Origin of the sequence: Litorisediminicola beolgyonensis (genome assembly GCF_042679605.1) — a bacterium.
Lineage (GTDB): Bacteria > Pseudomonadota > Alphaproteobacteria > Rhodobacterales > Rhodobacteraceae > Litorisediminicola > Litorisediminicola beolgyonensis.
In genome coordinates, this window is record NZ_JBHTMU010000009.1 from 70,718 (window position 1) to 92,482 (window position 21,765).

The window sequence follows — 21,765 nt, forward strand, 5'->3', positions numbered from 1 at the left end:
GCTCCTCAGATCGCCAGAATTCGCAGCAGCATGTCGTCAACCGTCTGGAGAACCTTCGCGTTGGCGGCGTAGCTTTTCTCGATCGTTAGAAGTGTTTGCAGCTGTTGATCGCTGTCGACGCCGCGGCGCAGTTCCATTTCACGCAACACGGCATGACGCCCGCGAACCGACGCAAGCTTGTCCGACAGACCGACGCGCTCTCCATCGATTGCGGAGGACAGTTGAAGACCCAAGGACGCGATATCTTTGCTGACAGCGCCGAGTGCAGGGTCTGCGGGAACAGACCTTGCGTCGAGGCGCGCGGCGAGCGCGTTGATGAGACTGGCATCGCCAACCTCACCCGGGCCGGTCGCCATGAGACCGGCGCGCCAGCGCCATGGCTCGGTGCTGGTCGCTGAAACCAGCGGGTTCAGGCGGAGACGGCCCGACAGGCCTACCTGCGGTGCCGGCGAGGCAGGGCCGCCCAAATCGGTAAAAAGGCCGGGGTCGCCGGGGGCGAAGGTTGCGTCTGGTCCGCCCGGGCCGAAGCGGCTGGCGAGTTCGGAGGCGAGCGCGTCGAGGCGCGCTTGGTGAGCCGGAAGATGCGTGTCTCGAAGCGCAAAGCTTGCGGCGAGAGCGCCCCCCGACAACGGGCCACCGGGGCCGGTGGAGATGTTGCGACCGTTCAGAGTCAAGCCTGACAAGAGTCCACCGGCAAGCGACATGTGCGGCGCGATGGTCGGTGTTTCGGTGAAGCCGATCTCGGCAGGGCGCCCGTCGAGCAAGACCGCTCTTGCGCTGGTATAGAGCGCGATCACGCCGCGATCGCGTTCAGCCAGCTTCACCGGGACGAGGGCAGAAATCGCGTCCACCTCTTTCTGGCGCAGGTCCAGGAGCGTGGCCAAGTGTTCGCTGCCGGGCTGTGCGCGCGAGACGCGGGTGTTGAGATCAGCGATCTTTGCCAGCGCGCTGTTCAGGGTGTGGACGTCACGGGCAATGCGGCTTTCCGCCTCTTGCCGGAGGTCGGCCAGAGCGCTGGCCTGGGCGTTGATTTCGCCAACGAGGCTCTCTGCTGCCGACCCGATCGCGACGAGCCGCGAGTCCGCTGACGGGTTCGCTGCCGCAATCGTGAGTGCATTCTGGAACGCGCCGAGGGCGGTGATGAGGCGATCTTCCTGACCCTCGGACCTGAGTGTCGCGAGTCGCGTGATCGCCGCATCGAGACTTTCGCTGTAGCCGATTTCGGCATCGACGGCGCGGCGATCGGCCAGAATCACCGGATCGACGTCGCGAAGAATGCCGCCGTGGCGCGTTGCCTGCGACATCGGAACCAATTCGCGGCGGCCGTAGCCGTCGGTCTGGGCGTTCGCGATATTGCCCGAGGCGATCTGCGCCCCGAGCGCGTTGAACCCGAGACCGAGAAGCGCGCTGGAGATGGCGCTTGAAATCGACATGGCGGCCTCCTTTCAGCGCGGCTCAGCGCTTGATGTTGGTGGTTTCCTGCAGCATCTCGTCGACGGTCTGGATGACCTTGGCATTCGACGAATAGGCTCGCTGGGTCTGGATCATGTCGGTGAGTTCGCTGGCGACGTCGGTGGTCGACTCCTCGCGGGCGTAGGCGATGATGTCGCCGGTCGGGCCGTCCGCCGCGTCCCAAAGAAAGAAACTGCCGCTGGAGGGGCTCGGGAGGTACAGCTGGTTGTCGAGCGCCAGCATGCCGTTGGGGTTCGGCAGATCGACCAGAGGAACCTGGAAGATCGTACGCGTGATCCCTGTATCGAAATAGGCGTGCACGAGGCCTTTCTCGTCGACCTCCACGGCGGTCATGTTGCCGACCGGCGAGCCGTCCTTGGAGATGTTGAGCGGTGCGAAGCTGTCGGACAGCTGGGTCAGCCCGTTGGGTTCGCCGTATCGTCCGATGGTGATCTCGATCGGGCCGCCGGCGACATTGACGATCAGCGTGCCCGAAGCCGGGTCATATGCGCCGCCGGTTGTGGTGGTGACGCTGTTGAGCGTTCCGCCGCTCGCGCGGGAATCGTCGAAGGTCAGGTCGTATTGGCCGATCACGACGCCCGGGGTGGCCGTGTCGCGGATCTCCATGGTCCAGGCGTTCGAGGCGCCCGTGGCGGGGATCACCGGTGTGTAGGTGATCTCGAGGTTCTCGGAGACGCCGAGATTATCGAAATACTCCACCGACAGAGTAAGCGGGTCGCCCGGCGCCGTCGCGTAAGTGTCTGTGGCGGGGAGATTGACCCCGAGCGTTACCGACGTGGTCGGCTCGCCCGAGAACTGGTTCACGTTGATCCGGACCGGCTGCAGCCCGTCCGAGGTGTCGCGCGCGAATACCGGGATCGTGCCGTCCGGTCCCGCGGGAAACCCCATCAGCACCATGCCGGTTTGCGTCTTGAGATAGCCCTGCGCGTCGGTCCGGAAGCTGCCGGTCGTGGTTAGAAGCATCTGCGGAGACCCGTTGTCGCTGGCGATCTCGGTCTCGCGTGCAACCGGCAGGAAGCCGCGTCCGCGAACCGCGAGATCCGTCGCGTTCGAGGTCGAGACCAGAGAGCCCGATTGATCGATCAGCCGCTGGTTCGTGGTCCGAACGCCGCCCGCGGCATAGGTCGCGGTGGAGCTGGAGATGACCATCGAATGGAAATCCGTCTCGACGCGCTTGTAGCCATAGGTCGCGGAGTTCGCGATATTGTCGGAGATCGAGGCCAGGCGCGTGGCATTGGCGGCGAGCCCGGAGACCCCGGCATTGAGGGAGGAGGAGATCGTCATGGACGCGCCTTTCTGGACTATCGGACATCCCTGGCGTAGCGCACGGACCCTTAAGGCTCTCCTAACGCGTCGAATTTTCTGCACTCAAAGCAGGTAGACAATCTCGATCCGGTTGTTCGGAATGGCCATCGGAGTGGCCCGGATGGAGACTCTGTCGCCATGTGCGGTGATCCGTTCGATGCGTTCCGGATCAAGCCCGTGTTCGAGAAAAAGCCGGTGCATGGCCTGCGCGCGGGCATTGGAGCGCGGCCAGGACGGGTCGGTTTTCAGGACGATGGGGCTGGTCGCGACATGCCCCGAGATCGCGATATCGTTGGTCACGAGGCCGGACATCTCGACCATGAACTCGGCGAGCTCGTCGAGAAGCGCGGTCGGGTCGGCATCCTTTTCGAACAGCGGCGCTCCGGGCAGGTCCGAGAGCGTGATGACGAGCCCCTCGTCGCTGATCCGGGTCTCGACATGGCGCAGAAAGGCGTTCCCTTCGGCGGCTTCGACGACGTGGTCCAAGAGCACCGTTTCCATCTCGCGCATGGCGGCGAGCGCGCCGTCGGGATCCTCGTCGGTGCCGGGAGAGGCGCGTTCGGGCGTCGCGGAGGTCGCGCCGATCCCGTTGCTCGACAGCGTGTCCGAGGCCATGACCGAGTCGCCCTGCAACATGTCCTGCCCGCCGCTCGACATGCGGCTGACCGACACCGTTGGGCTGAAATAATCGGCGAGACCCTTCCGTTGCTTCTCGGTTGTGGCGTTCAGAAGCCACATCAAGAGGAAGAAGGCCATCATCGCGGTGACGAAATCTGCATACGCGACCTTCCACGCACCGCCGTGATGGCCGCTCGCCGCGATCACCTTCTTGCGCTTGATGATCACGGGCGCAGCATTGTTCTTGGACGCCATCGCACCCACTCCTTCCACTCACCCCGGAGCCGGTTTAACCCACCCGCGTTACTGGCCGCTTAAACTTCGGATTTCCTTTAATTTTGCAGTGTCTTTCCGATGCCGCACCTTGCGCGGGATGCGGCCGGGCTGCGCGGGGCGCATGGACAGCTGCGCGCGGGCCGGTCTAAATGGCGGCACAGCGCAAGACCGGATACGAGGACGAAGGGCGGATGGCAGACAGCACACTCAGGGCCGCGAGCGCAGGATTGCTGGCGGGCGTCGCCGGACTGGCGCTTGCCGCGGGCCTCGTCGCGGCGGAGCGCGTCCTGGCACAGGAGAGCGAGCCGCCGACCGAGATCTCCCAGCCGATCCCGACGGTGCCGATCCACAATACCTACGGTGTGCCGGGTCTCATCGACATGCCGGTTGCGACGCAGTCTCCGGACGCCACGCTCAGCACCACGGTCGCCACGTTCGGCGGCGTGACCCGCTCGACGCTCACCTTCCAGATCACGCCGCGGATCTCCGGCAGCTTCCGGTACTCGCGTCTGAGCGACGCCGATCTGCAGGGCGTTAACAGCGACGACACCTATTATGACCGCAGCTTCGACGTGCGGTTCCTGCTTCTCAAGGAAAGCCGCTGGCTGCCGGACCTGACGCTGGGTCTTCAGGATATCGCGGGCACTGGGCTCTCGGGCGCCGAATATGTCGTGGCGACCAAGGAGGTCCTGCCGGGTCTGCGGGTCACGGGCGGCCTCGGCTGGGGTCGGCTCGGCACTGAGGATCCCTTTACGAGCACGGGCGAGCGGCCGAACCAGCTGATCGACACCGGCGGACAGCTGAACACCGACCGGTATTTCCGCGGCGATGTCGCCGGGTTCGGCGGTGTCAGCTATGACGTGAACGAGAGGCTCCGGCTGGCGGTCGAATACTCCTCGGACGCCTATCTCCTTGAGACGCGGCGCGCCGGGGAAGAGCGGAGCTCTCCCTGGAATTACGGGATCGACTACCGGTTCCGCAACGGCACGCAGCTGTCGCTCTTCCAGATCAACGGCACCGAGACGGGCGTGAAACTGTCCTTGCCGCTCAACCCGAAGATCGCCCCGGTTCCCGGCGGCTCGGGCGCCGGGCCGCTTCCGGTTCGGCCGCGCAGCCAAAGCGATATCGCCGATCTCGGCTGGACCACCGACCCGAGCGGGACGGCGACCCGACGCAAGGCTCTGGCCGATGCGCTGGACGAGCAGGGCATCACCCTCGAGGGGCTCGAGGTTGGGCCACGCCGTGCTGTCGCGCGCATCGTCAACCGTCGCTACCACGCGGTGTCCGAGGCTGTCGGCCGCACCACGCGCACGATGACGCGCGTCCTTCCGGGATCGGTGGAAACGCTGGTGGTGGTTCCAGTCGAAAACGGCATCCCGGCCTCCGCGATCAGCCTCAGCCGTCGCGACCTCGAAGCGCATGAGTTCGACGCCGCCGCGCTGATGTTCCCGAAGACTCGGTTCTCGGACGCCGCCGGACTGGCTCCGGCGCCGTTCGACGATGCCTATCCGAGCTTCGATTGGGGGCTATCGCCCTTTGCGTCTTATTCGGCGTTCGATCCGGACGATCCGTTCCGCGTCGATTTCGGACTGAGGCTGTCTGGCGACTACCGGATCACGCCCGGACTGTCGCTCTCGGGCGCCGTCTCGACCCGGCTCGCAGGCAATATCGGCGAGTCCAACCGCCGCAACAACACGCAGCTCCCAGCCGTTCGGACCGATTTCAAGAATTACGCCGAAAACAGGGGGCCGGTCCTCGACCGGCTGACGCTCCAGCATGTCGCCCATCCGGTGAAGGACATCTACTCGCGGGTGACTGTGGGCTATCTTGAGCGAATGTATGCGGGTGCATCGGCTGAGCTTCTGTGGAAGCCTGTGACCAGCCGCCTCGCGCTCGGGGCCGAGGTCAATTACGTGCGCAAGCGCGACTACGATGGCGGTCTGGGCCTGACCGACAACATCACCACCAACGATATCGACGCGATCGAGCGCGAGATTCCGAACCTGAACGGTCATCTCTCGGCCTATTACAAGCTTGGCAGCGGGTTCCACGCCCAGGTCGATGCGGGCCGCTACCTGGCCGGCGATTACGGCGCGACTCTGTCGTTGAAGCGCGAGTTCGCCAATGGCTGGAAGATCGGCGCCTTCGCGACCAAGACCGATGTCAGCTCGGAGCAGTTCGGCGAGGGCAGCTTCGACAAGGGCGTCACGCTGGAAATCCCGCTCAACTGGGTGCTGGGCGAGCCCACGCGCTCGAGCTCGAGCTTCACGGTGCGTCCGGTCACCCGCGATGGCGGGGCGCGCCTCAGGGTGCAGGATCGGCTTTACGAAAGCGTGCGCGACGCGCACCAGCCGGAGGCCGCCGAAAGCTGGGGCCGGTTCTGGAGATGATGATGAACAGCCGTTTCTTTCGCCGGAGTGCCGCACTGGCGCTGACCTGTCTCCTTGCCGCCTGCGGCCCGGCCCGCGAGGACGAGATCGGTCCCGTCAAGATCATCGACCAGACCATCCGGGGTGTTTTCGGCATCGAGCCCGAGTTCACGCCCTTCACGCCCAAACAGCTTGGAGATGCGGTGCGGGGCACGCAGGGGCCCTTGATCTTGATCGAGCCGGAAACGCGCGATGCGCAGGCGCTGATGATCCAGATCGAGCGCAACGGATCTTACGCGACCTTCGCCACGCCGGAATTGCAGACCGTCACCCTCAGGCGCGGTCTCGTCGTGGCGACGCGCGGCTTGGGCGGGGACCTGATGTCGTCGGAAGAAGACGCGCTTCTGGCCCTGATCGCCCGTCGCAGCACCGGGCAGGCGCGCTACACGATGCGCTTCCTCGATGGCGCCGATCAGACCCGCGAGGTGCGCTTTACCTGCACGTCCTCGCCGCGCCGGATTCTGAACTACCAGAACGGTGTGATCCCGCCGACGCTGGTCGTCTGGCTGGATGTCACCTGCACGGCGCCCGAAGGCGTGGTCGAGCATATCTTCCTGGTCGATGGCCAAGGCGAGATCCTGCGCGCCAGCCAATGGGTCGGCGATCTGACCGGGCATCTGAAGGTCAGCAAGCTCCGGCGGTGAGCCGTCAGTGCAGCCCCACCCGGCGGAAGACGGTCGCGACCATGAGCCTCAGATCGTAGCAGAGGCTGCGCCGGTCGCGGTAGATCAGATCCAGCCGGGCCTTCTGCGGCACACAGCGGCGGATATAGACGGCCTCGGTCTCTTCCGGTGTCTCGCAGTCCGCCAGGAGCGACTCTTCGCGCCGATGGAAGGCGAGTGTGGCAAGGCCGGTGACGCCGGGCCGGGCTTTCAGAACCTCGCCGTAGAGCTCCGGGAACATCTCGGTATACCGGCGCAGCGGCGGCCGCGGGCCGACGAAGCTGATATCTCCGCGGAGGATGTTCCAGAGCTGTGGCAGCTCGTCCAGCCGATGCCGCCTGAGCCAGCGCCCGGTCGAGGTGATCCGCGCGGTCTTGTCGCCGCCCGAAACGCCGGAATCCTCGGCCACCACGCGCATGGTGCGGAACTTCCAGAGTTGGAACGGCGTCTCGGTGTCGCGCATCCGTTCCGAGAGATAGAGAACCGGCGCGCCGTCGCGGAGCCGGATCGTCACGGCGACAGCCACGATCACCGGCGCGAGGATCAGTCCGAGAAAGAGCGCTGCGGCGATGTCGAAGAGGCGCTTGCCGGGGGTCATTGAAACCCCGCGTGACGTCGTGCGTCTTCGACCAGATGAACGGGCTCTGCCGCCGCGTCGCCAAGCGCGATCACCGTCTCGAGCCGGGCGGTGTCGAGCGCGACCAGCGGCACCGCGCTCGGAGGCGCCTCGCGCCAGCGAACCTCGCGCCCTGCGGCCCGGGCGATGTCGGCCATCGCGGTCGGTCTCGGCGCGGCGAGATTGACGAGGTCGGGAAGATCCTCCTGCGGGGCGGTTGCGAGCGCGGCGATGGCGCGCGCGAGATCGGTGGTCGCGAGATAGCTGCGGCGCGGGCCCTGCCCGTCGGGAAATCGGTCGAGCGTGACGTGGTCCTGACCTGCCATCGCTCCGAAGAGGCTCTCCGCCCCCGCGACATTGCCGATCCTGAGACACACCGCCTGCGGCCCTGCGCCGCCGCGCCAGGTTCGGGCGGCGCGCTCCATATCCCGCTTGGCGCTGCCATAGGCCGAGACGGGATCGGCGGGCTCAAGCTCGGACAGCGCATGCGCGCCCGGTCGGTAGACCGCGGCTGAGGAGGCATGCAGCACCCGGTTGGCCCCAAGCTGGGCGCCCAAATCCATCGCGGCCGATGCCAGAGCGGCGTTTTCGGACAGCGACCGCGTCGCGCCCGGCACCACGCCCCAGAGCGCGACGACCGAACCGACCCTGGGCAGCGCGTCGATGCTGTCGCCCGGCGACCAGGCCTGCAGGCCGGGGCCTCCGGCGCGGCTCAGGGCGTGGAGCGGCGGCGCAGAGGCGGGCCAGGCCGAGCGCAGAATGCGGCCCAGACGGCCCGAGGCCCCCAGAAGAAGAATGGGCTCGTCGTGTCGGCTCATCGGGACCGGCGGAGAGACGCTCGTTTTTTCATCTGCAGGCTGTCTATCACCGTGAAACGCCGCTAGAAAGATCGCGAACCCCCTGCCGCTGCCACCATCAGGGACAGACGACCCGTGCGCCACATCGCCCGCCTGACCGCCGCCTTCTGCGTCCTCCTTTCCGTCGCGTCCTGCGGCAACCTTCCGCAAGGAGCCGCACTGCGCTCCGAAGTGCTTGCGCAGCAAGAAGCGGAGATGCCGGATTTCCAGGTCGTTCCCGTCACGCGCGCCTATGTACCCATGATCGCAAGCTGGCCGGGCACCGGCTATCGCAGCTTCGAATGGATCGGCACGGGCGGTGGAACCGACGCGGCCCAGATCGCGCCGGGCGACATGATCAACCTCGTGATCTTCGACAGCCAGGACAACTCGCTCCTGACCGGGCTCGGAGAGCGGTCGACGACGATCAACGGCATCCAGGTCGACGAGAACGGCGCGATCTTCATGCCGTATGTGGATCGGGTGCAGGTTGCGGGCCTGACGCCGTCGGGGGCGCGGACGCGGATCCAGCGCATGCTCGAGAACATCGCGCCGACGGTGCAGGTGATCCTCACGATGCAGGAAGGCATCCGGAACTCGGTCGACATCGCCGGTGGCGTGTCGTCGCCCGGCAGCTATCCGATGAAATCGCGCAACTTCAAGATTCTGGGCCTGATCTCGCAATCGGGCGGCATCCAGCCGAGCCTGCGCAACCCGGTGGTCCGCCTTCTGCGCGGTGGCGCGACCTACGAGATTTTTGCCGAAGATCTCTTTGCGACGGGCAAGGCCAATACGGTTCTGCGGCCGGGAGACACGGTGATCGTCGAGGCCGACGATCGCAGCTTCACCGCGCTTGGCGCCTCGGGGACGGAGGATCTGATCTATTTCCCGAAGCCACAGGTCACCGCGCTCGAGGCCGTGTCGCTGATGGGCGGTCTGACCGATCAGCGCGCCGATCCCGAAGGTGTGCTGATCCTGCGGGAATATCCAAGATCGGCGCTTTCGGCGGACGGCCGTGGACCGACCCATCCGCAGGTGATCTTCACCTTCGATCTCACCAGCGCGGATGGTCTCTTCGCGGCGCGGAACTTCCGGGTCCACCCGGGTGATACGGTGCTTGCAACCGAAAGCCCGGTGACCAAGGCGCAGACGGTCTTCGGTCTCTTCGGCACCGTCCTCGGTCTCGGGCGGCAGGTTCAGATCGCCACGAACTGACCGGGCGGCGTTTTCCGAACCGGAAAACGCGCGAAATCCGGTTCGGATTTCGGGTTCGCGCCTAGCGGGACAGGTCCGAGATCAGGCCGCGGTCGGGAAAGCAGGTCGGCCTCCGGCCGTTCGCCTCTTGCCACCTGCCGATGGAGCGGCGCGTCTTGAAGCCCGGCAGGCCGTCCGCGCCGCCGACATCGTGCCCGAGCGCTTCCAGACCTCTCTGCATCGCCGCGATCTCCGAGCGCAGAAGCGTGTCGACCTTGCCCCACGGCGCTCTGAAATCGCCGACACCATAGGCGATGCGGTCGCCGACATGGCTGACGAAAAGCGCGTAGAGGTCGCTCGTGTTGTAGTCCTTCAGAACGTAAAAATTCGGCGTCACCAGGAAGGCCGGGCCGAGGCGGCCCGCGGGCATCATCAGGAACGCCTCGGCGCGGCGCTCGTGATCCGGGAAGGGGCGACCGGACACGCGGGTGATCCCGAGCGCCTCCCATTCCGAGATGCGTTTGCCCTGATCCGGGCCTTCCAGCGCGCAGGAGACGCTCGCGGGCACCGTGACCTCAAACCCCCAATCGCGCCCGCTCACCCAGCCATGCTCGGCCAGGTAGCGCGCGATCGACGCGATCGTGTCGACCTCCGAGCGCCAGATATCCGCGCGCCCGTCGCCATCTCCGTCCGCGGCATACCGCAACACGTTCGAGGGCATGAATTGCGGCTGCCCCAAAGCGCCGGCCCAGCTCGACCGCATGGCGCGCGTCGGCGCGTGTCCGGCCTCGGCGATTTCCAGGAGCGCCACCAGTTCCTGCGTGAAATAGGCCGCGCGGGTGGACATGAAGCCCTTCGTGCCAAGCACGCGGAACGCGTCATGCGGGATCGCGGCGCGGCCATAGGCGCTTTCGCGGCCCCAGATCGCGAGAATGATGTGACCCGGAACGCCGTAGCGCGCCTCGGCTCGGGAGAGCGCGGTTGCATGCCTTTGCGCCATCTCGCGGCCGGTTCGGGTCGCGCCACCGACATTGCCGGGGGCGAAATACCGAGACGGCGCTCCGAACTCGGCCTGGGCCTGGCGACGCGGGCCCGGTTTGGTGCCGGGGGGGACCAGATCGGGCAGGTCCCAATCGAGCGTGACGCCGGTGAACCCGGCCTCGAAGGTCTGGCGCGACACGCCGCGGCTCCTTGCGGCGGGCCAGATCGTGTCTTCGAGCCATGTCCGGAACTGGCGTTCCGTGGCGGCGCGATCCTGCGCCGTGACCGGAAACCCGATCACCGACGACATCAGCAGGGCGAAAACCAGCGCGCGGATCATTCGAGCGCCATGGCGGTTTCCGGCTCCGCCTCGAAGCTCAGCTCCTCGATCGCGACAAGCACCACGCGGTCACGGCCCCGGGTCGCGATGCGCCTGTCGCCGACCGCGGTGATCTCGTAATCGCTGCGCGCGCCGGGCAGGAGCGCCCGGTCGCGCCCCGGTCCGCCATGGAGCGCATCCGAGCCGCCGCCGCTGACCAGAAGATCATCGCCCGCGCCACCCGACAGCGCGTCGGGCCGGGCTGTACCCTCGATCCGCTCGCTGGCCTCGCCCCCGAGCACGGTCCGGCCATTGGCGAAAACCACGGGATCGCGCGGCTGCCAATCCACCGGACCGCTGGCGTTATGCGCCATCAGGACGTCCCATCGCGGGTTGCTGTCGTCAAGATGCCGAAGCGCCCCCCAGCTTCCCCATTTGCTGGGCGGAGCGACATCGACGAACGCGTTGAACATCCGTCCTCCGGCCGCGATCCAGCCGTCGAGAAGCGTCTGGTAGAGCCGGGCCATCTCGGGCGCATAGTTGAGCCTCTGAAAAAACGCGGTCAGGCGCTCGTCGTCGACACGCTCGACGGCAGCGGTCACATGGGTGCCGCCCTCGTACATGATCAGCGCCAGTCCTGCTTCCTCGGCGCGCGCGGCGTGATGGGGAAAGAGCTCCTCGATCAGGGTCTTCAGCGATCCGGCGGCCAGCGCCTCGGCGACCTTGGGCACCGCCGCGTCGAACCGATGTTCGGTCACGTATTCCCGGAGCGCCACGCGTTGCAGCCCCTGGGCCTCACCGTCCCGGCGGGCCGCGTCTTCGGAGGCGCCGAGCCAGCGCTCCATCTCCGACGCCATCTCGTCGCTGCCGGGTTCGTGGCCGAAATAGCCGGTGACGGCATAGGCGTCGAAGCTCTCCTGCGGCGGATGGCCGAGCGTGAGATAGCCCAAGGGCGCCATGAGCGCATAGTCCTCGAGCCCGGGCCAAGCGGTGTGGGTCGAGAGCACCCGGACCAGCCGATCCGAGGTCTCGTCACCGAAGACCTCGCCGAAGATCTCCATGACCTGCGCGGCGCGCAGGCCATAGAACTGCATCCAGCCGCCCTCGGCATCGCCCCAGAGCGCTTCGGCCTGAGCCTGCGCCCATTGCGCCTGCGGAAAGAGGAAATTCCAGACCTCGTTGGAATACTCGACATAAGCCTTGAGCCCGGGATCGAGCCCCTCGCGCACCTGCCTCGCAAAGGCGCGGACATAGGCATCGTCGGCGCGGTGGGGCAGGGTGAACCACGGGTCCGCGCCGATCCGATTGGCGAGCGCCAGCATCACCTCGAGCGGCACGCCCCAGGACATCCAGCTGTAGTCTGTGACCCGCGGGCGGTCGTCCCACACCTCCTGCGGAGAGCCATTGGTGGACATCCAGTCCATGAACCGCACCGTGCGGACATCCTCGATCCGGGCCAGCCAGTCGGGGTTGAAGAGCGCCCCGGCCTCCCAGAGCGGCACGTAATCCTCGCGGACCACCGAGATCGCGCGGATCGGATCGTCCGGGTCGATCTCGGAGATGGAGATCCCGACCGAGCCTTCGCCCGGCTCGTAGAAGAACCGCCCCGAGCCGTCCGAGGCCGATGCCCGGCGGGCAAGACCGGTGAGGGCGACCTTGGCCTTGCCTTCCCAGCGGACCTCGTAGAAGCCGCGCAGGTGCTGTGCCTCGCGCGGCTGGTCGGTCAGGATCAGCGCCTCGATCCGTTCCGCGCCGTCGGGCAGGCGCAGGGGCCAGCCGTTCTCGTCGAGGATGCCTTGGGCCTGCATTTCCTCGACCGAGATGCCGCCCCATTGCCCCGGCAGATGCCCGATCCAGGGTCGGGCGCTTTTCATCATGTCGAGGAAGGGATGCTGCGTGGACCAGTCGGAGATGCCGTTCAGCCCCATGGCAAGGGCGGGCGCGCCGTCGGGCCGCGCGCCGCTCGGCGGCAGAGGGGCGTCAGAGGAGGCGTCGGTCTGGGTCTCGAGCGCGGCGATCTGGACGGTCCCGGTTGCAAGCGCGGCGCGGGGCGCGTCGCCAAGGTTCGGCATCGCCTGTGCGATCAGCGCCAGAAGCTCGGGATAGGCGGCGATGACCTCTCCCGGCAGGCTGTCGGGCAGGTCCAGCGCCTCGGAGGGCAGCGTCTGCCAGAGCGCGGCATGGGTGATGAGCGCGGCGAGGAAATAGGTGGCCTCCGTGCCGTGCGGCGCATCGTCCGAAAAGAACGCTTCCGGCCCCAAGGCGCGGAGGGCGGGCAGGGACAGCATCTCGGCCAGGACCGGAGCGACCGGGATCACCGCGATGTCGAGGTCGGGCAGATCGTCTCGGATCATGCCCACATACCGACCGTACCACGCATCGTACTCGCCCGATTGCGCCGCGAGCCACGCGTCGTATTCGCTGTCGGTCGGAGGGAAGCTCTCGATCGTCCCCTCCATGTCCGACCAACCCTCGTAGACCAGCCAGCGGCGACCCGGCGCGCGCTCTTCGATCCATTCGATCACGTCGACACTGACCGACAGCGGCGATGCGAACCCCCAGCCATAGCGGCGGTCCGCCTCTTGCCACTGGATGAAATTGGTGGGGGTCAGGATGACCGCATCGAGCCCCGCCGGGTCCTTCCCGGGCACCTGCGTCACCCCGGGAAACCCCCAACTGAAATCGGGCGGAAGCTCGGCGAAGTCTCGCAGGAACCCGAACTCGCCCTGGACGCGCAGCTCCGTGCCCTGCGCCTCGGCGAACCGGTCGAGCCAGATCGGGACATTGGTCACGCCTTCGCCGGGCGGATGCACGAGAAGCGAGTTGCCGAACACGTAGAGGTCGAGCGGATCGGCGCTGTCCTGCGCCAGGACCGGCGTTCCCAGAAGCGCGGTCGCGAGCGCTGCTGCCCATGCCCGTCTCATTCCTGTCTCTCCCTCAGTCAGGTCTTCCGGGCCGAGCATAGAAACCCCCGCCCCGGCGCTTCAATGCCAAAGCGACCCATGCACCGCATCGTGTAGGAGCGCGCACAGAAATCCTAACAAACGGTAAATGGATGATTGTCAGATAGCTGACCCTTGGTAAGGTCATGGCAGCACCGCGCATTTTCGCATCACCCATTTTTTGGAAAGTCCCCTCATGCATTCGCAGCGCAGCTATCGCTTTCCATGGCGGGCCCTGAAACATACCGAAACCGGACTTCTCTCCTACAGCGACGAACAGCTCGCGCGGCTCGAATCGCGGCTTGCCGGATCTCTGCAGCAGCCCGGCTATCCGGGCTACAATGACGACCGCATGGTCTTCATGCATACCGAGCAGCACTACCCGCAGCTGATCGTGCACGCGACCTGCGACACCGATGTGGTGGCTGCGCTCGATTTCGCGCGGGCGCGCGGGCTCGCCGTGACCTGCCGCTCCGGCGGGCACTCGACCGCCGGGTATTCGGTCAACGACCAGCTCGTGATCGACACCAGCCGCATGGACCACGTGCTGATCGACCGCGAGCGACGGACGGCGCGGGTCGGGCCGGGGGTCAATTTCCGCAAGTTCAACCTGATGCTCGACGCGGCGCGGCTGCATGTCCCGGGCGGCGGCTGCGAGACGGTCTGCGTCGCAGGCTACATGATGGGCGGCGGCTACGGCTTCTCGTCGCGGCTTTTCGGAATGAACTCGGATCATGTGATCGGCGTGCGGCTGGCGAAGCCGGACGGCACCATCGTGCATGCCCGCAAGGGCCATCACGAGGATCTGCTCTGGGCGATCCGCGGCGGCACCGGAAACCAGTTCGGCGTCCTTCTCGAGATCGAATACAGGCTCGTCGAGTTGCACGAGGTCACCGGCTTCGGCCTGCGCTTCCCGCTCGGGCGGCCCGAGGACAACGCGGTCGTCTCGCGCGTGATCGCGTGCCTTCAGAAGAAATATTCCAACGGCCCCGAGAGCGACACCGGCACCGTCGGGCTGCAGGGCCTGATGATGTATCTGCCGACCGCCAAGGACCCGACCGGCCAGCACCCGTGCTTCCTGATCCGGGGTCTCGGCGCCGGGTCGATCGCCGAGACCAAAGCCGCGCTGGGCCCGCTTCTCGATTTCATCGAGGACGAGGAAAGCCAGATCGAGATCATGCGCCGCGGCTCCTATCTGCGGATGAACGAGGCGCTCCTTCAGACCGTCGATCCGCCCGGCCTCGACATGCCGACCGTGTCGATGAACACCAAGCCGCTGGTCGACAGCCGGATGATCTCGGAGCTTCACTCCGCCGAGGAGTGGCTGCCGGTGATCGAGCATTTCCTGACCGCGCCGGATCGAACCTGCTTCATCGCGATGGAGTTCTACGGCGGCGCGATCAACGAGGTCGCCGCCGATGCCACCGCCTATGTGCATCGTGACGCGAGCCTCGATTTCTTCTCCTGGGCGTTCTGGACCTTCGACAGCCATGAAGGGCCGGTGACCCAGTGGCTCGATACGCTCATGGCGTTCGGCGACAGGCTCGGCAACGGGCTGCGCTACCAGAACTATCCGCGTCGCGGGAATCCGGATTTCCGGGAGCAGTATTTCGCCGGCAATCTCGACCGATTGATGCAGGTGAAGCGCGATTACGACCCCGACAATCTCTTCGCGTATGAACAGGGGCTTCTGGGACAGGAGGGCCGGTGACATGACCTGCACGAAAGACGGCACTCATGCGCCCTGGTGCGGACGCGCGCTGACCGACGGACGGCTCGTCGGCATCCGCTTCGATCCGCCGATGGCGATTGCCCGGGTCGGGCGCGCGAAGGAGCCGGTCGCAGCCTATCGCTGGGAGGTCGACGAGAACCCGCATCGCGGCATGCTGACGCGGATCGTGCCCGCGCCGACGCTCTATCTTGAAAGCGCGCATGGCAATGGCAGCTGGCCGCATATGCTGCGCGTGGCGACGCCCGACACCGTGACCTTCAAGGACCGCCACAAGCATGTCCGTCCGGTCGCGCCCTTCTTCGAGCTCTGGGCGAAGATGCAGGACCCGGACGGATCGTTCTGGGAGCGGCCTCTGACCCGCGCGCTTCTCGAAGCGCATCGAGCGTCGCTGAGGGAGCTGCTTTTCACCGCCGAGGCGGGCAACCGCAAGGCCGAGAGCCGGACCAAGCTTGCCTCCTGCGCTGCAGTGGCGCGGCGGGTGTTTCACGCGGATGACTACAAGCCCCAGAAGCTCGACGCCGTCAGCCCGCATACCGAAGGGCAGGTGCCGATGGTGACGGCGGATGCGCCGCTGCCGCTCGGTCAGGTCCAGACCTTCATCGCCAACGAGGACGACCCGAGCTGCGCCACAAGGCTCGACCAGATCCGCCTGCGCTTCACGCCCGGCAAGGGCGAGAGCTTCGGCCCCCCCGAGGCGACCGAGGCGCCCTCGTCGCCGCGCGCGCCGGGCGAGTTCGAACCGGCGGTGACCGAATACGGCAATATCCACCGGATGACCCGCCCGGAGAACCGCATCCTTGATGGCGAGGCGGGGTTCCTCGGGTTCAACTTCCGCACCGGCAACACGCCGAAATGGCCGACGCCGATGGACAGCTACGATGGCAGCCGCGTCGGGTCGGGCAATGGCTGGGGCCTGATCGACGACACCTGCGATCTGGTGCTCGAGGCGTCGCTGACTGTCGGCGGGCGGCAGCTCCGGGCGCATGCCCGCGCCTTTGCCGGGCCGCCCGATTTCGCGCCCGACCGGCGCCCGATGTATTCCATCGCCGACGAGCTCCGCGACCGCGAGGAAGGCCCCACCGAGCCGACGCTCGAGGACACGCCTGCCGAGATCCTCGACCTCTTCCGGCGTATCTTCGAGACCTCCAGCCTGATGAACCTCGACCAGCGACGCCATTGGGCGCTCTCGGGCAATCCGCAGCTGATGGGGGTCGAGAATGCCGACGATCCCGATTGGGACGAGGGCATCGCACCCCGGCTCGGGCCGCGCTCGATGCGCGAGAGCGACACGCCCTATGCCGAGATCGTGCCGGATTACACGCCGGGGCAGGGCAATACCCGCGCCCCGGTCTCGGGTGCGTCGGACCGGTTGCCCTACACGCAGGTTGTCCAGCAGGTTCATGCGCGGATGGCCGACAGCCCGGTCCTGCGCGAGTTCCTCGCGCGGCGTCCCGACCGGGTGCGCCAGCTCGTGCGCCCGCCCTTCGCGAAGCTCTCGGACCTGCCGCGCCGCGTCGGTGTGACGCCGCCCGCCGAAGTGCCGGTCGGGAAATACGCGCACGAGCACGACACGACCGAAGCCGATCCGCCCGGCACCGACCGCTCGAGCACCGGGCGACCGCGCTACCGCGACCCGCGCAATGTCATGGATCAGGTCTACGACATGCGGATGCCGCCCTATATGCGCCATTCGATGGGGGTGCCGCTCTCGATCACGCGGCGGCAATACGATCTCCTGATGGCCTATCTCGACAAGCTCGAAACCGATCCCGCCTGGCGCGAAGCGCCGCGCGTTCTGCGCGACGAGGAGGCCCCCCATGACGAGTGACGCCCCGACCCCGAAGAACCGCTCGGCGCAGGAAGACCCCGCGCAGGCGCTCTTTCCCAAGTATCCCGAACCGGTGCTCGGCAATCCGGTCTCGACGCTCATGGAGTCGGGTGTCGGCAACTGCTTCCCCGGCCTCGAGTTCGATCTCCGACAGCTCGACGTGCGCTTCTTCCCGGGGCTTGTCTTCGAGTTCCCGGGCGTGACACCCGCGGGCCCCGACGGCACCCAGGGGGCCAAGCTGATCTATGCCGATACCGGCGGCGACGCGCTCTTCGATCTGGATCTCGACTGGGTGCAGGCCCTCAAGCGTGAGCTCGACGGGGTCAAGGGCGGCGCGCTGGGCGATGGGACCTGGTATCTGCACTGGCTCGAGCAGGACGGTCGGCGGATCGAGATGTACGATTTCACGCTCTACCAGAACGCGCTCACGCCGATCCCCTACGAGGGCGAAACCGTCTGGTGGCTGATCCGCTCGATCACCCTCGATCCCGATCCCGAGACCGCCGACCTGACCATCGCCCTGACCCAGCGGGATGCGATCGGCGCGCCTTCGGGACAGCCCGTGGTTCTGACCGGCAAGCGGCGGGCCTTTCTCGACGGCGAAGGGGTGATCCCCTTGGTCTATCACGCGGGCGAGCTGACCTCGTCGATGTGTTCGCCCTGGACCCACGATTTCCGCGACTGCGCCTGCCAGTACTGGGCGTCGAACCACCCCGATGTCGCGCTCGGTCCGGTCGACGGTCCGAGCCTCGAGGACGGCACCGCCATGGACGATCCGCGCCAGTCGCTGAATTTCGTCGACTGGATGCGGCGGCGTCACGATCCCTCGCGCGATCTGAGCGCCGCGACCACGATCTCCGGTGCCCGCCCGGGCCGCTACGACCCCTACGAGATCAACCTGCGTTGGGAGGAGCTCGATTTCGTCATCGGCGGCGAGGAGCGCACCGAGACGCCCGGACCCGTCCTGCGCAATTTCGAGACGCCCTTCGAGAGCGTGGACCAGGTCATCGAGGAGCTGACCAAGGAGCTGGCGCCTTTGGAGTTCACGCTGTCGATGGAGTATCTCTACTCCTATTTCAGCCTGAAACAGCCCGAGGAGATCACGCCCGAGACCTCCGCGATCTGGCCCGATCTGGCTGATGACGTGCGCGCCGCCCGGCAATTCATCCTGTCTGTGGCGCTCAGCGAGATGACCCATATGCGCTGGGACAACCAGCTTCTCTGGATGCTCGAGCGGTCGGGCCATTACCCGCCGGGCAAGAGCTACGCGCCCGTGGTCGAGCCGTCGGACCGGGTGCCGGTCCCGGCCTTGGCTCTCGGGAAGCTGGACGCCAAGGACAGCTCGGAGGCGACGTTCAAACTTCCCGATGAGCGCTCCTCCGGGGCCAGCGACGGATCGCCCGACGAGTTCGAGCACACCCGCAAGCCGATGCTCCAGCGCGCCACGCCGGAAGCCATCGACACCTATGTCGATGTCGAACGTCCCGGCGGCGATCTCGATTCCGAATATGCGGGGATCGTCTCGTTCCTCCGCGCCCGTGTACACGAGCTGCCGCCGGGGCTTTACGAGCTTGCCGTGCGGATCGACAGCGACGGGGTGCAGCACTACCAGAAGTTCCGCGACGTGAAGGCCATTCTCGAGCCCTATCGCGCCGACCCGTCGCTCTATCTGCGCGAGATGTCGGTGGCCGAGGTCGAGGACCCCGATCTCTTCACCGCGATTCAGGCGCTGCGCGACATCGTCAAGACGCTGAAACAGGGCTATGCCGCCGAGGCCGCCGACGACATGAAGACCGCCGAGCGGGACATCCTCGCCGCGCGCGAGCACATGCACATCTTCCGCGACCAGGCGGAAAAGCTCGCCCGCGCCGGCAAGGGCATCCCGATCTTCAAAGTCTTCGGCATCGAGGCGGACCATGCCTGACGGCGCCCGCCCACCCGCCGAGGCGCTGATCGAGGCCGGTCGTCCGCGCCATCCCGATCTGCATCTCGCGGGCGACATGCTGCTCCTGTCGGAACGCGCGGCGGTCTACGGGTTGCGCCCCGACCAGGCCGCCCTGCTTTCCGACGCGCTGGCCTCCGGCACCGCGACCGAGGCTCTCGCGCGGTTCGGTCTCGACGCGCCTGCAGTCACCGAGACGGCGGAGGGTGCCGGTCCCGTGCGCGCGCTGGCGCTGACGGTTTCGCAGAGCTGCAACATGGCCTGCGGCTATTGCTACGCGGCGGGCGGCAGCTTCGGCGGTCCCGAGGGGCGGATGACCGAGACCGTCGCGCGCGCCGCAATCGACCGGCTCCTCGCGGCCACCCCACCCGGAGGCGCGGTCAAGATCGCCTTCATGGGCGGCGAGCCCTTCGTCGCGCGCAAGGTGATCCACGACGCCGTGAGCCACGCCCGCAGGCGGGCCGCCGCGCGCGCGATCTCGGTCGGGTTCTCGATCACCACGAACGGCACGCTCCTGACCGAGGCCGATGCGGAGTTTCTGGCCGCAAATCGCTTCGCCGTGACGGTCAGCCTCGACGGTGGGCGCGCGGTGCAGGACCGGCTGCGCCCGATGCGCGGCGGTGATGGCAGCTTCGACCGCATCGCGCGCGCGCTTGCGCCGCTTCTGGCGCGTCAGGACAGCGTGTCGCTCTCGGCGCGGATGACCGTGACGCCCGAGAACCTCGGCATCGGGGCGGCCGTGGCCGATCTCGGCGCGCTCGGGTTCCACTCGGTCGGCATGTCGCCGATGCTCTCATCGCCGACCGGACGCGGTGCGCTGGGCGCGGACGAGTTCCCGGTGCTCCTGTCCGAGATGGTCTCGATGGGCGAGGACTGGCTGCAGGCCACGCTCGCGGGCCAACCGCACCCCTTCGCCAATCTCGCCACCGCCTTGGGGGAGATCCATCGCGGCGCGACGAAATCCTTCGGCTGCGGGGCCGCGCGCGATTACCTCGCCGTCGATGCCGAGGGCGATCTCTCGGCCTGTCACCGCTTCGTGCGCGATCCGCTGGGCGCGATGGGCTCGCTTCAGGACGGGATCGACGACGCGGCGCGCGTGCGCTTCCTGGGCGAGCGGCGCGTCGAGGCGCAGGACGGGTGCCGGTCCTGCTGGGCGCGGCGTCTTTGCGGGGGCGGCTGCCACCAGGAGGTCCTGCATGCGGGGCGGCCCGCCTGCGATTTCGTCCGCGGCTGGCTGAGCTACGCTTTGGGCGCCTATGGCCGCCTGATCGACGCTCGCCCCGATTGGTTCGATGCCGCTGCCTGACCCGGAGATCGTGGTCCTGGGCGGGGGACCTGCCGGGTCCAGCGCGGCGCTGCGGCTGGCCGTGGACGGGGCACGGGTCACGATCGTCTCGCCGCCGCGCGTTCCGGCCACGCGTCTGGAATCGCTGCCGGTCGGAGGACAGGCGCTCTGTGATCTGCCGGGGCTGCGGCGCGCGCTCGACACGTCCGCGGTTGCCGTGGTCGCGCGCCGGGAGCTGCTCTGGCGCGAGCGGCCCGAGACCCTCGAGGTGACGCGCGACGCGCCGTTCCTGATCGACCGCGCCCGCTTCGACCGCGCCTGTCTCGCCGAAGCGATCCGCGCCGGGGCGAGACTTGAGACCTCCCGCGCCCGGCGCGATGGCCCCGAGATCGTGCTGGAGGATGGACGCCGCTGGCACCCCGTCGCCATTCTCGACGCCCGCGGTCGCCGGGGATTGCGGGCGCGCGCGCCGGGCTTGCCGCAGATGGTTGCGTTGCCGTTCCGCGCCTCGGACCCGAGTGGCGTGATGCGCATCGCCGCGGTGCCGGACGGCTGGCTCTGGTGCGCCGCGGGGCCGCAGGATCGGGCTGAAGGCGCGCTCTTTTGCCGGGCCGAGAGGGTCGCGGGCCTCGATGCGACGGAGCGGGCCGCGCTGGTGACCGAGGCGCTGCGCAGCGTCGGTTTGCTGGGGGCCGCGTCCGGAACGCCCAGTGCTGCCTCCCTCGACTGGGCGGAGACCGCGATGCCCGAGGCGCGCGTGATCCGCATCGGCGACCGCGCGCTCGCGCGGGATCCCATCGCCGCGCACGGGCTTGTCCACGCGCTCCGAAGCGCGGCCCAAGGCTCTGCCGCGGCCCTGACGCTTCTCGAGGGCGGCAATGCGGACGCCGTGCGCGAGTTCGTGGAGAGCCGCCATCGCGCGGACGTCTTGGCGGCGAAAGCGGTCACCGAAGCCGCCTACGCGTCGCAGGCCCGGATCGGCACAGGATTTTGGTCGGATATCGCCCGCGACCCGCGTCCTGAGACCGCATCACCACCGCAGGACATCGACGTCACGCGCCGCTACGCGCTCGCGGCGCCACTCTCGCGCGGCGCGGCCTTGATCGAGGGCCGGATCCGCTGGTCTCCGGTCATCGAGTTCCCGGCGAGCGCGCGCCGCGCCACGCATGTCGGCGCGCTCCGGGCCGAGACCCTGACCCGGCTGATCGGCCCGCCCGCGCCGCTTGGCGCCCTGCTGGAGCGGCTCGAGACGCAAGTGCCGCCGACCGTCGCCAGAACCATCGTCCGCGAATTGCTCGACGGGGGTGCGCTCTCTCCGGTCTGAGGC

The 21,765-nt window shown here is 67.5% G+C and carries 15 protein-coding genes; 8 read left to right on the forward strand and 7 right to left on the reverse strand.

What is annotated here, in order from left to right; genetic code table 11:
- Window positions 1-5 precede the first annotated feature (5 nt).
- The 3 genes from ACFQ4E_RS07290 to ACFQ4E_RS07300 all read right to left on the reverse strand — a co-directional run bounded on the left by ACFQ4E_RS07290 (window position 6) and on the right by ACFQ4E_RS07300 (window position 3,651).
- Window positions 6-1,433 (reverse strand): FlgK family flagellar hook-associated protein, encoded by a 1,428-nt coding sequence (locus ACFQ4E_RS07290; protein ID WP_386802282.1) that lies wholly within the window; start codon window positions 1,431-1,433, stop codon window positions 6-8.
- Between the two features lie 22 nt (window positions 1,434-1,455).
- Window positions 1,456-2,757: a flagellar hook protein FlgE gene (locus ACFQ4E_RS07295; protein ID WP_386802283.1), complete on the reverse strand. Its 1,302-nt coding sequence runs from the start codon at window positions 2,755-2,757 to the stop codon at window positions 1,456-1,458.
- Window positions 2,758-2,841: 84 nt separating this feature from the next.
- Complete coding sequence (locus ACFQ4E_RS07300) at window positions 2,842-3,651, reverse strand: flagellar motor protein MotB (RefSeq protein WP_386802284.1); 810 nt, start codon at window positions 3,649-3,651, stop codon at window positions 2,842-2,844.
- 212 nt (window positions 3,652-3,863) lie between these two features.
- Between ACFQ4E_RS07300 and ACFQ4E_RS07305 the strand changes: the two genes are divergently transcribed.
- Window positions 3,864-6,062 (forward strand): YjbH domain-containing protein, encoded by a 2,199-nt coding sequence (locus ACFQ4E_RS07305; RefSeq protein ID WP_386802285.1) that lies wholly within the window; start codon window positions 3,864-3,866, stop codon window positions 6,060-6,062.
- A gap of 2 nt (window positions 6,063-6,064) precedes the next feature.
- A complete protein-coding gene (locus ACFQ4E_RS07310; RefSeq protein ID WP_386802286.1) occupies window positions 6,065-6,745 on the forward strand; it encodes a YjbF family lipoprotein in 681 nt (226 codons plus the stop codon).
- A gap of 4 nt (window positions 6,746-6,749) precedes the next feature.
- Here the strand turns inward: ACFQ4E_RS07310 and ACFQ4E_RS07315 are convergent, their stop codons facing one another.
- Together ACFQ4E_RS07315 and ACFQ4E_RS07320 are read right to left on the reverse strand one after the other, a co-directional pair.
- The gene (locus ACFQ4E_RS07315; protein ID WP_386802287.1) at window positions 6,750-7,361 is read right to left on the reverse strand and encodes a sugar transferase; all 612 of its coding nucleotides are present in this window, start codon (window positions 7,359-7,361) and stop codon (window positions 6,750-6,752) included.
- Window positions 7,358-8,197 (reverse strand): NAD-dependent epimerase/dehydratase family protein, encoded by an 840-nt coding sequence (locus tag ACFQ4E_RS07320; protein WP_386802288.1) that lies wholly within the window; start codon window positions 8,195-8,197, stop codon window positions 7,358-7,360. The genes ACFQ4E_RS07315 and ACFQ4E_RS07320 overlap by 4 nt, the downstream gene beginning before the upstream one ends.
- A gap of 114 nt (window positions 8,198-8,311) precedes the next feature.
- Between ACFQ4E_RS07320 and ACFQ4E_RS07325 the strand changes: the two genes are divergently transcribed.
- On the forward strand, window positions 8,312-9,430 hold the full coding sequence (locus ACFQ4E_RS07325) for a polysaccharide biosynthesis/export family protein (protein WP_386802289.1): 1,119 nt from the start codon (window positions 8,312-8,314) through the stop codon (window positions 9,428-9,430).
- Between the two features lie 61 nt (window positions 9,431-9,491).
- Here ACFQ4E_RS07325 and ACFQ4E_RS07330 read toward each other — a convergent pair whose 3' ends face one another.
- Window positions 9,492-10,730, reverse strand: a complete 1,239-nt coding sequence (locus ACFQ4E_RS07330; RefSeq protein ID WP_386802290.1) for a lytic murein transglycosylase — start codon at window positions 10,728-10,730, stop codon at window positions 9,492-9,494.
- The gene (locus ACFQ4E_RS07335; RefSeq protein ID WP_386802291.1) at window positions 10,727-13,633 is read right to left on the reverse strand and encodes a calcium-binding protein; all 2,907 of its coding nucleotides are present in this window, start codon (window positions 13,631-13,633) and stop codon (window positions 10,727-10,729) included. The genes ACFQ4E_RS07330 and ACFQ4E_RS07335 overlap by 4 nt, the downstream gene beginning before the upstream one ends.
- 214 nt (window positions 13,634-13,847) lie before the next feature.
- On the opposite strand from ACFQ4E_RS07335, the gene ACFQ4E_RS07340 reads away from it, so the two are divergent.
- Genes ACFQ4E_RS07340 through qhpG form a run of 5 tightly spaced genes read left to right on the forward strand, consistent with a single transcriptional unit; the run spans window position 13,848 to window position 21,762 of the window.
- Window positions 13,848-15,362 (forward strand): FAD-dependent oxidoreductase, encoded by a 1,515-nt coding sequence (locus ACFQ4E_RS07340; RefSeq protein ID WP_386802292.1) that lies wholly within the window; start codon window positions 13,848-13,850, stop codon window positions 15,360-15,362.
- 1 nt (window position 15,363) lies between these two features.
- Window positions 15,364-17,211 (forward strand): hypothetical protein, encoded by a 1,848-nt coding sequence (locus ACFQ4E_RS07345; RefSeq protein ID WP_386802293.1) that lies wholly within the window; start codon window positions 15,364-15,366, stop codon window positions 17,209-17,211.
- A complete protein-coding gene (locus ACFQ4E_RS07350) occupies window positions 17,201-19,135 on the forward strand; it encodes a ferritin-like domain-containing protein (protein ID WP_386802294.1) in 1,935 nt (644 codons plus the stop codon). Before ACFQ4E_RS07345 ends, ACFQ4E_RS07350 begins: the two co-directional genes overlap by 11 nt.
- On the forward strand, window positions 19,128-20,459 hold the full coding sequence (locus tag ACFQ4E_RS07355) for a radical SAM protein (RefSeq protein WP_386802295.1): 1,332 nt from the start codon (window positions 19,128-19,130) through the stop codon (window positions 20,457-20,459). The genes ACFQ4E_RS07350 and ACFQ4E_RS07355 overlap by 8 nt, the downstream gene beginning before the upstream one ends.
- On the forward strand, window positions 20,446-21,762 hold the full coding sequence (gene qhpG, locus ACFQ4E_RS07360; RefSeq protein WP_386802296.1) for a flavin-dependent monooxygenase QhpG: 1,317 nt from the start codon (window positions 20,446-20,448) through the stop codon (window positions 21,760-21,762). Before ACFQ4E_RS07355 ends, qhpG begins: the two co-directional genes overlap by 14 nt.
- Window positions 21,763-21,765: the final 3 nt, after the last annotated feature.

What these genes read in the sequence shown, in the direction of transcription:
- ACFQ4E_RS07310 (WP_386802286.1), top strand. Translation starts at nt 6,065, where the DNA reads ATGAACAGCCGTTTCTTTCGCCGGAGTGCCGCACTGGCGCTGACCTGT.
- ACFQ4E_RS07300 (WP_386802284.1), bottom strand. Translation starts at nt 3,651, where the DNA reads ATGGCGTCCAAGAACAATGCTGCGCCCGTGATCATCAAGCGCAAGAAG.
- ACFQ4E_RS07305 (WP_386802285.1), top strand. Translation starts at nt 3,864, where the DNA reads ATGGCAGACAGCACACTCAGGGCCGCGAGCGCAGGATTGCTGGCGGGC.
- ACFQ4E_RS07345 (WP_386802293.1), top strand. Translation starts at nt 15,364, where the DNA reads ATGACCTGCACGAAAGACGGCACTCATGCGCCCTGGTGCGGACGCGCG.
- ACFQ4E_RS07335 (WP_386802291.1), bottom strand. Translation starts at nt 13,633, where the DNA reads ATGAGACGGGCATGGGCAGCAGCGCTCGCGACCGCGCTTCTGGGAACG.
- ACFQ4E_RS07350 (WP_386802294.1), top strand. Translation starts at nt 17,201, where the DNA reads ATGACGAGTGACGCCCCGACCCCGAAGAACCGCTCGGCGCAGGAAGAC.
- ACFQ4E_RS07340 (WP_386802292.1), top strand. Translation starts at nt 13,848, where the DNA reads ATGCATTCGCAGCGCAGCTATCGCTTTCCATGGCGGGCCCTGAAACAT.
- ACFQ4E_RS07290 (WP_386802282.1), bottom strand. Translation starts at nt 1,433, where the DNA reads ATGTCGATTTCAAGCGCCATCTCCAGCGCGCTTCTCGGTCTCGGGTTC.
- ACFQ4E_RS07355 (WP_386802295.1), top strand. Translation starts at nt 19,128, where the DNA reads ATGCCTGACGGCGCCCGCCCACCCGCCGAGGCGCTGATCGAGGCCGGT.
- ACFQ4E_RS07320 (WP_386802288.1), bottom strand. Translation starts at nt 8,197, where the DNA reads ATGAGCCGACACGACGAGCCCATTCTTCTTCTGGGGGCCTCGGGCCGT.
- ACFQ4E_RS07295 (WP_386802283.1), bottom strand. Translation starts at nt 2,757, where the DNA reads ATGACGATCTCCTCCTCCCTCAATGCCGGGGTCTCCGGGCTCGCCGCC.
- ACFQ4E_RS07315 (WP_386802287.1), bottom strand. Translation starts at nt 7,361, where the DNA reads ATGACCCCCGGCAAGCGCCTCTTCGACATCGCCGCAGCGCTCTTTCTC.
- qhpG (WP_386802296.1), top strand. Translation starts at nt 20,446, where the DNA reads ATGCCGCTGCCTGACCCGGAGATCGTGGTCCTGGGCGGGGGACCTGCC.
- ACFQ4E_RS07330 (WP_386802290.1), bottom strand. Translation starts at nt 10,730, where the DNA reads ATGATCCGCGCGCTGGTTTTCGCCCTGCTGATGTCGTCGGTGATCGGG.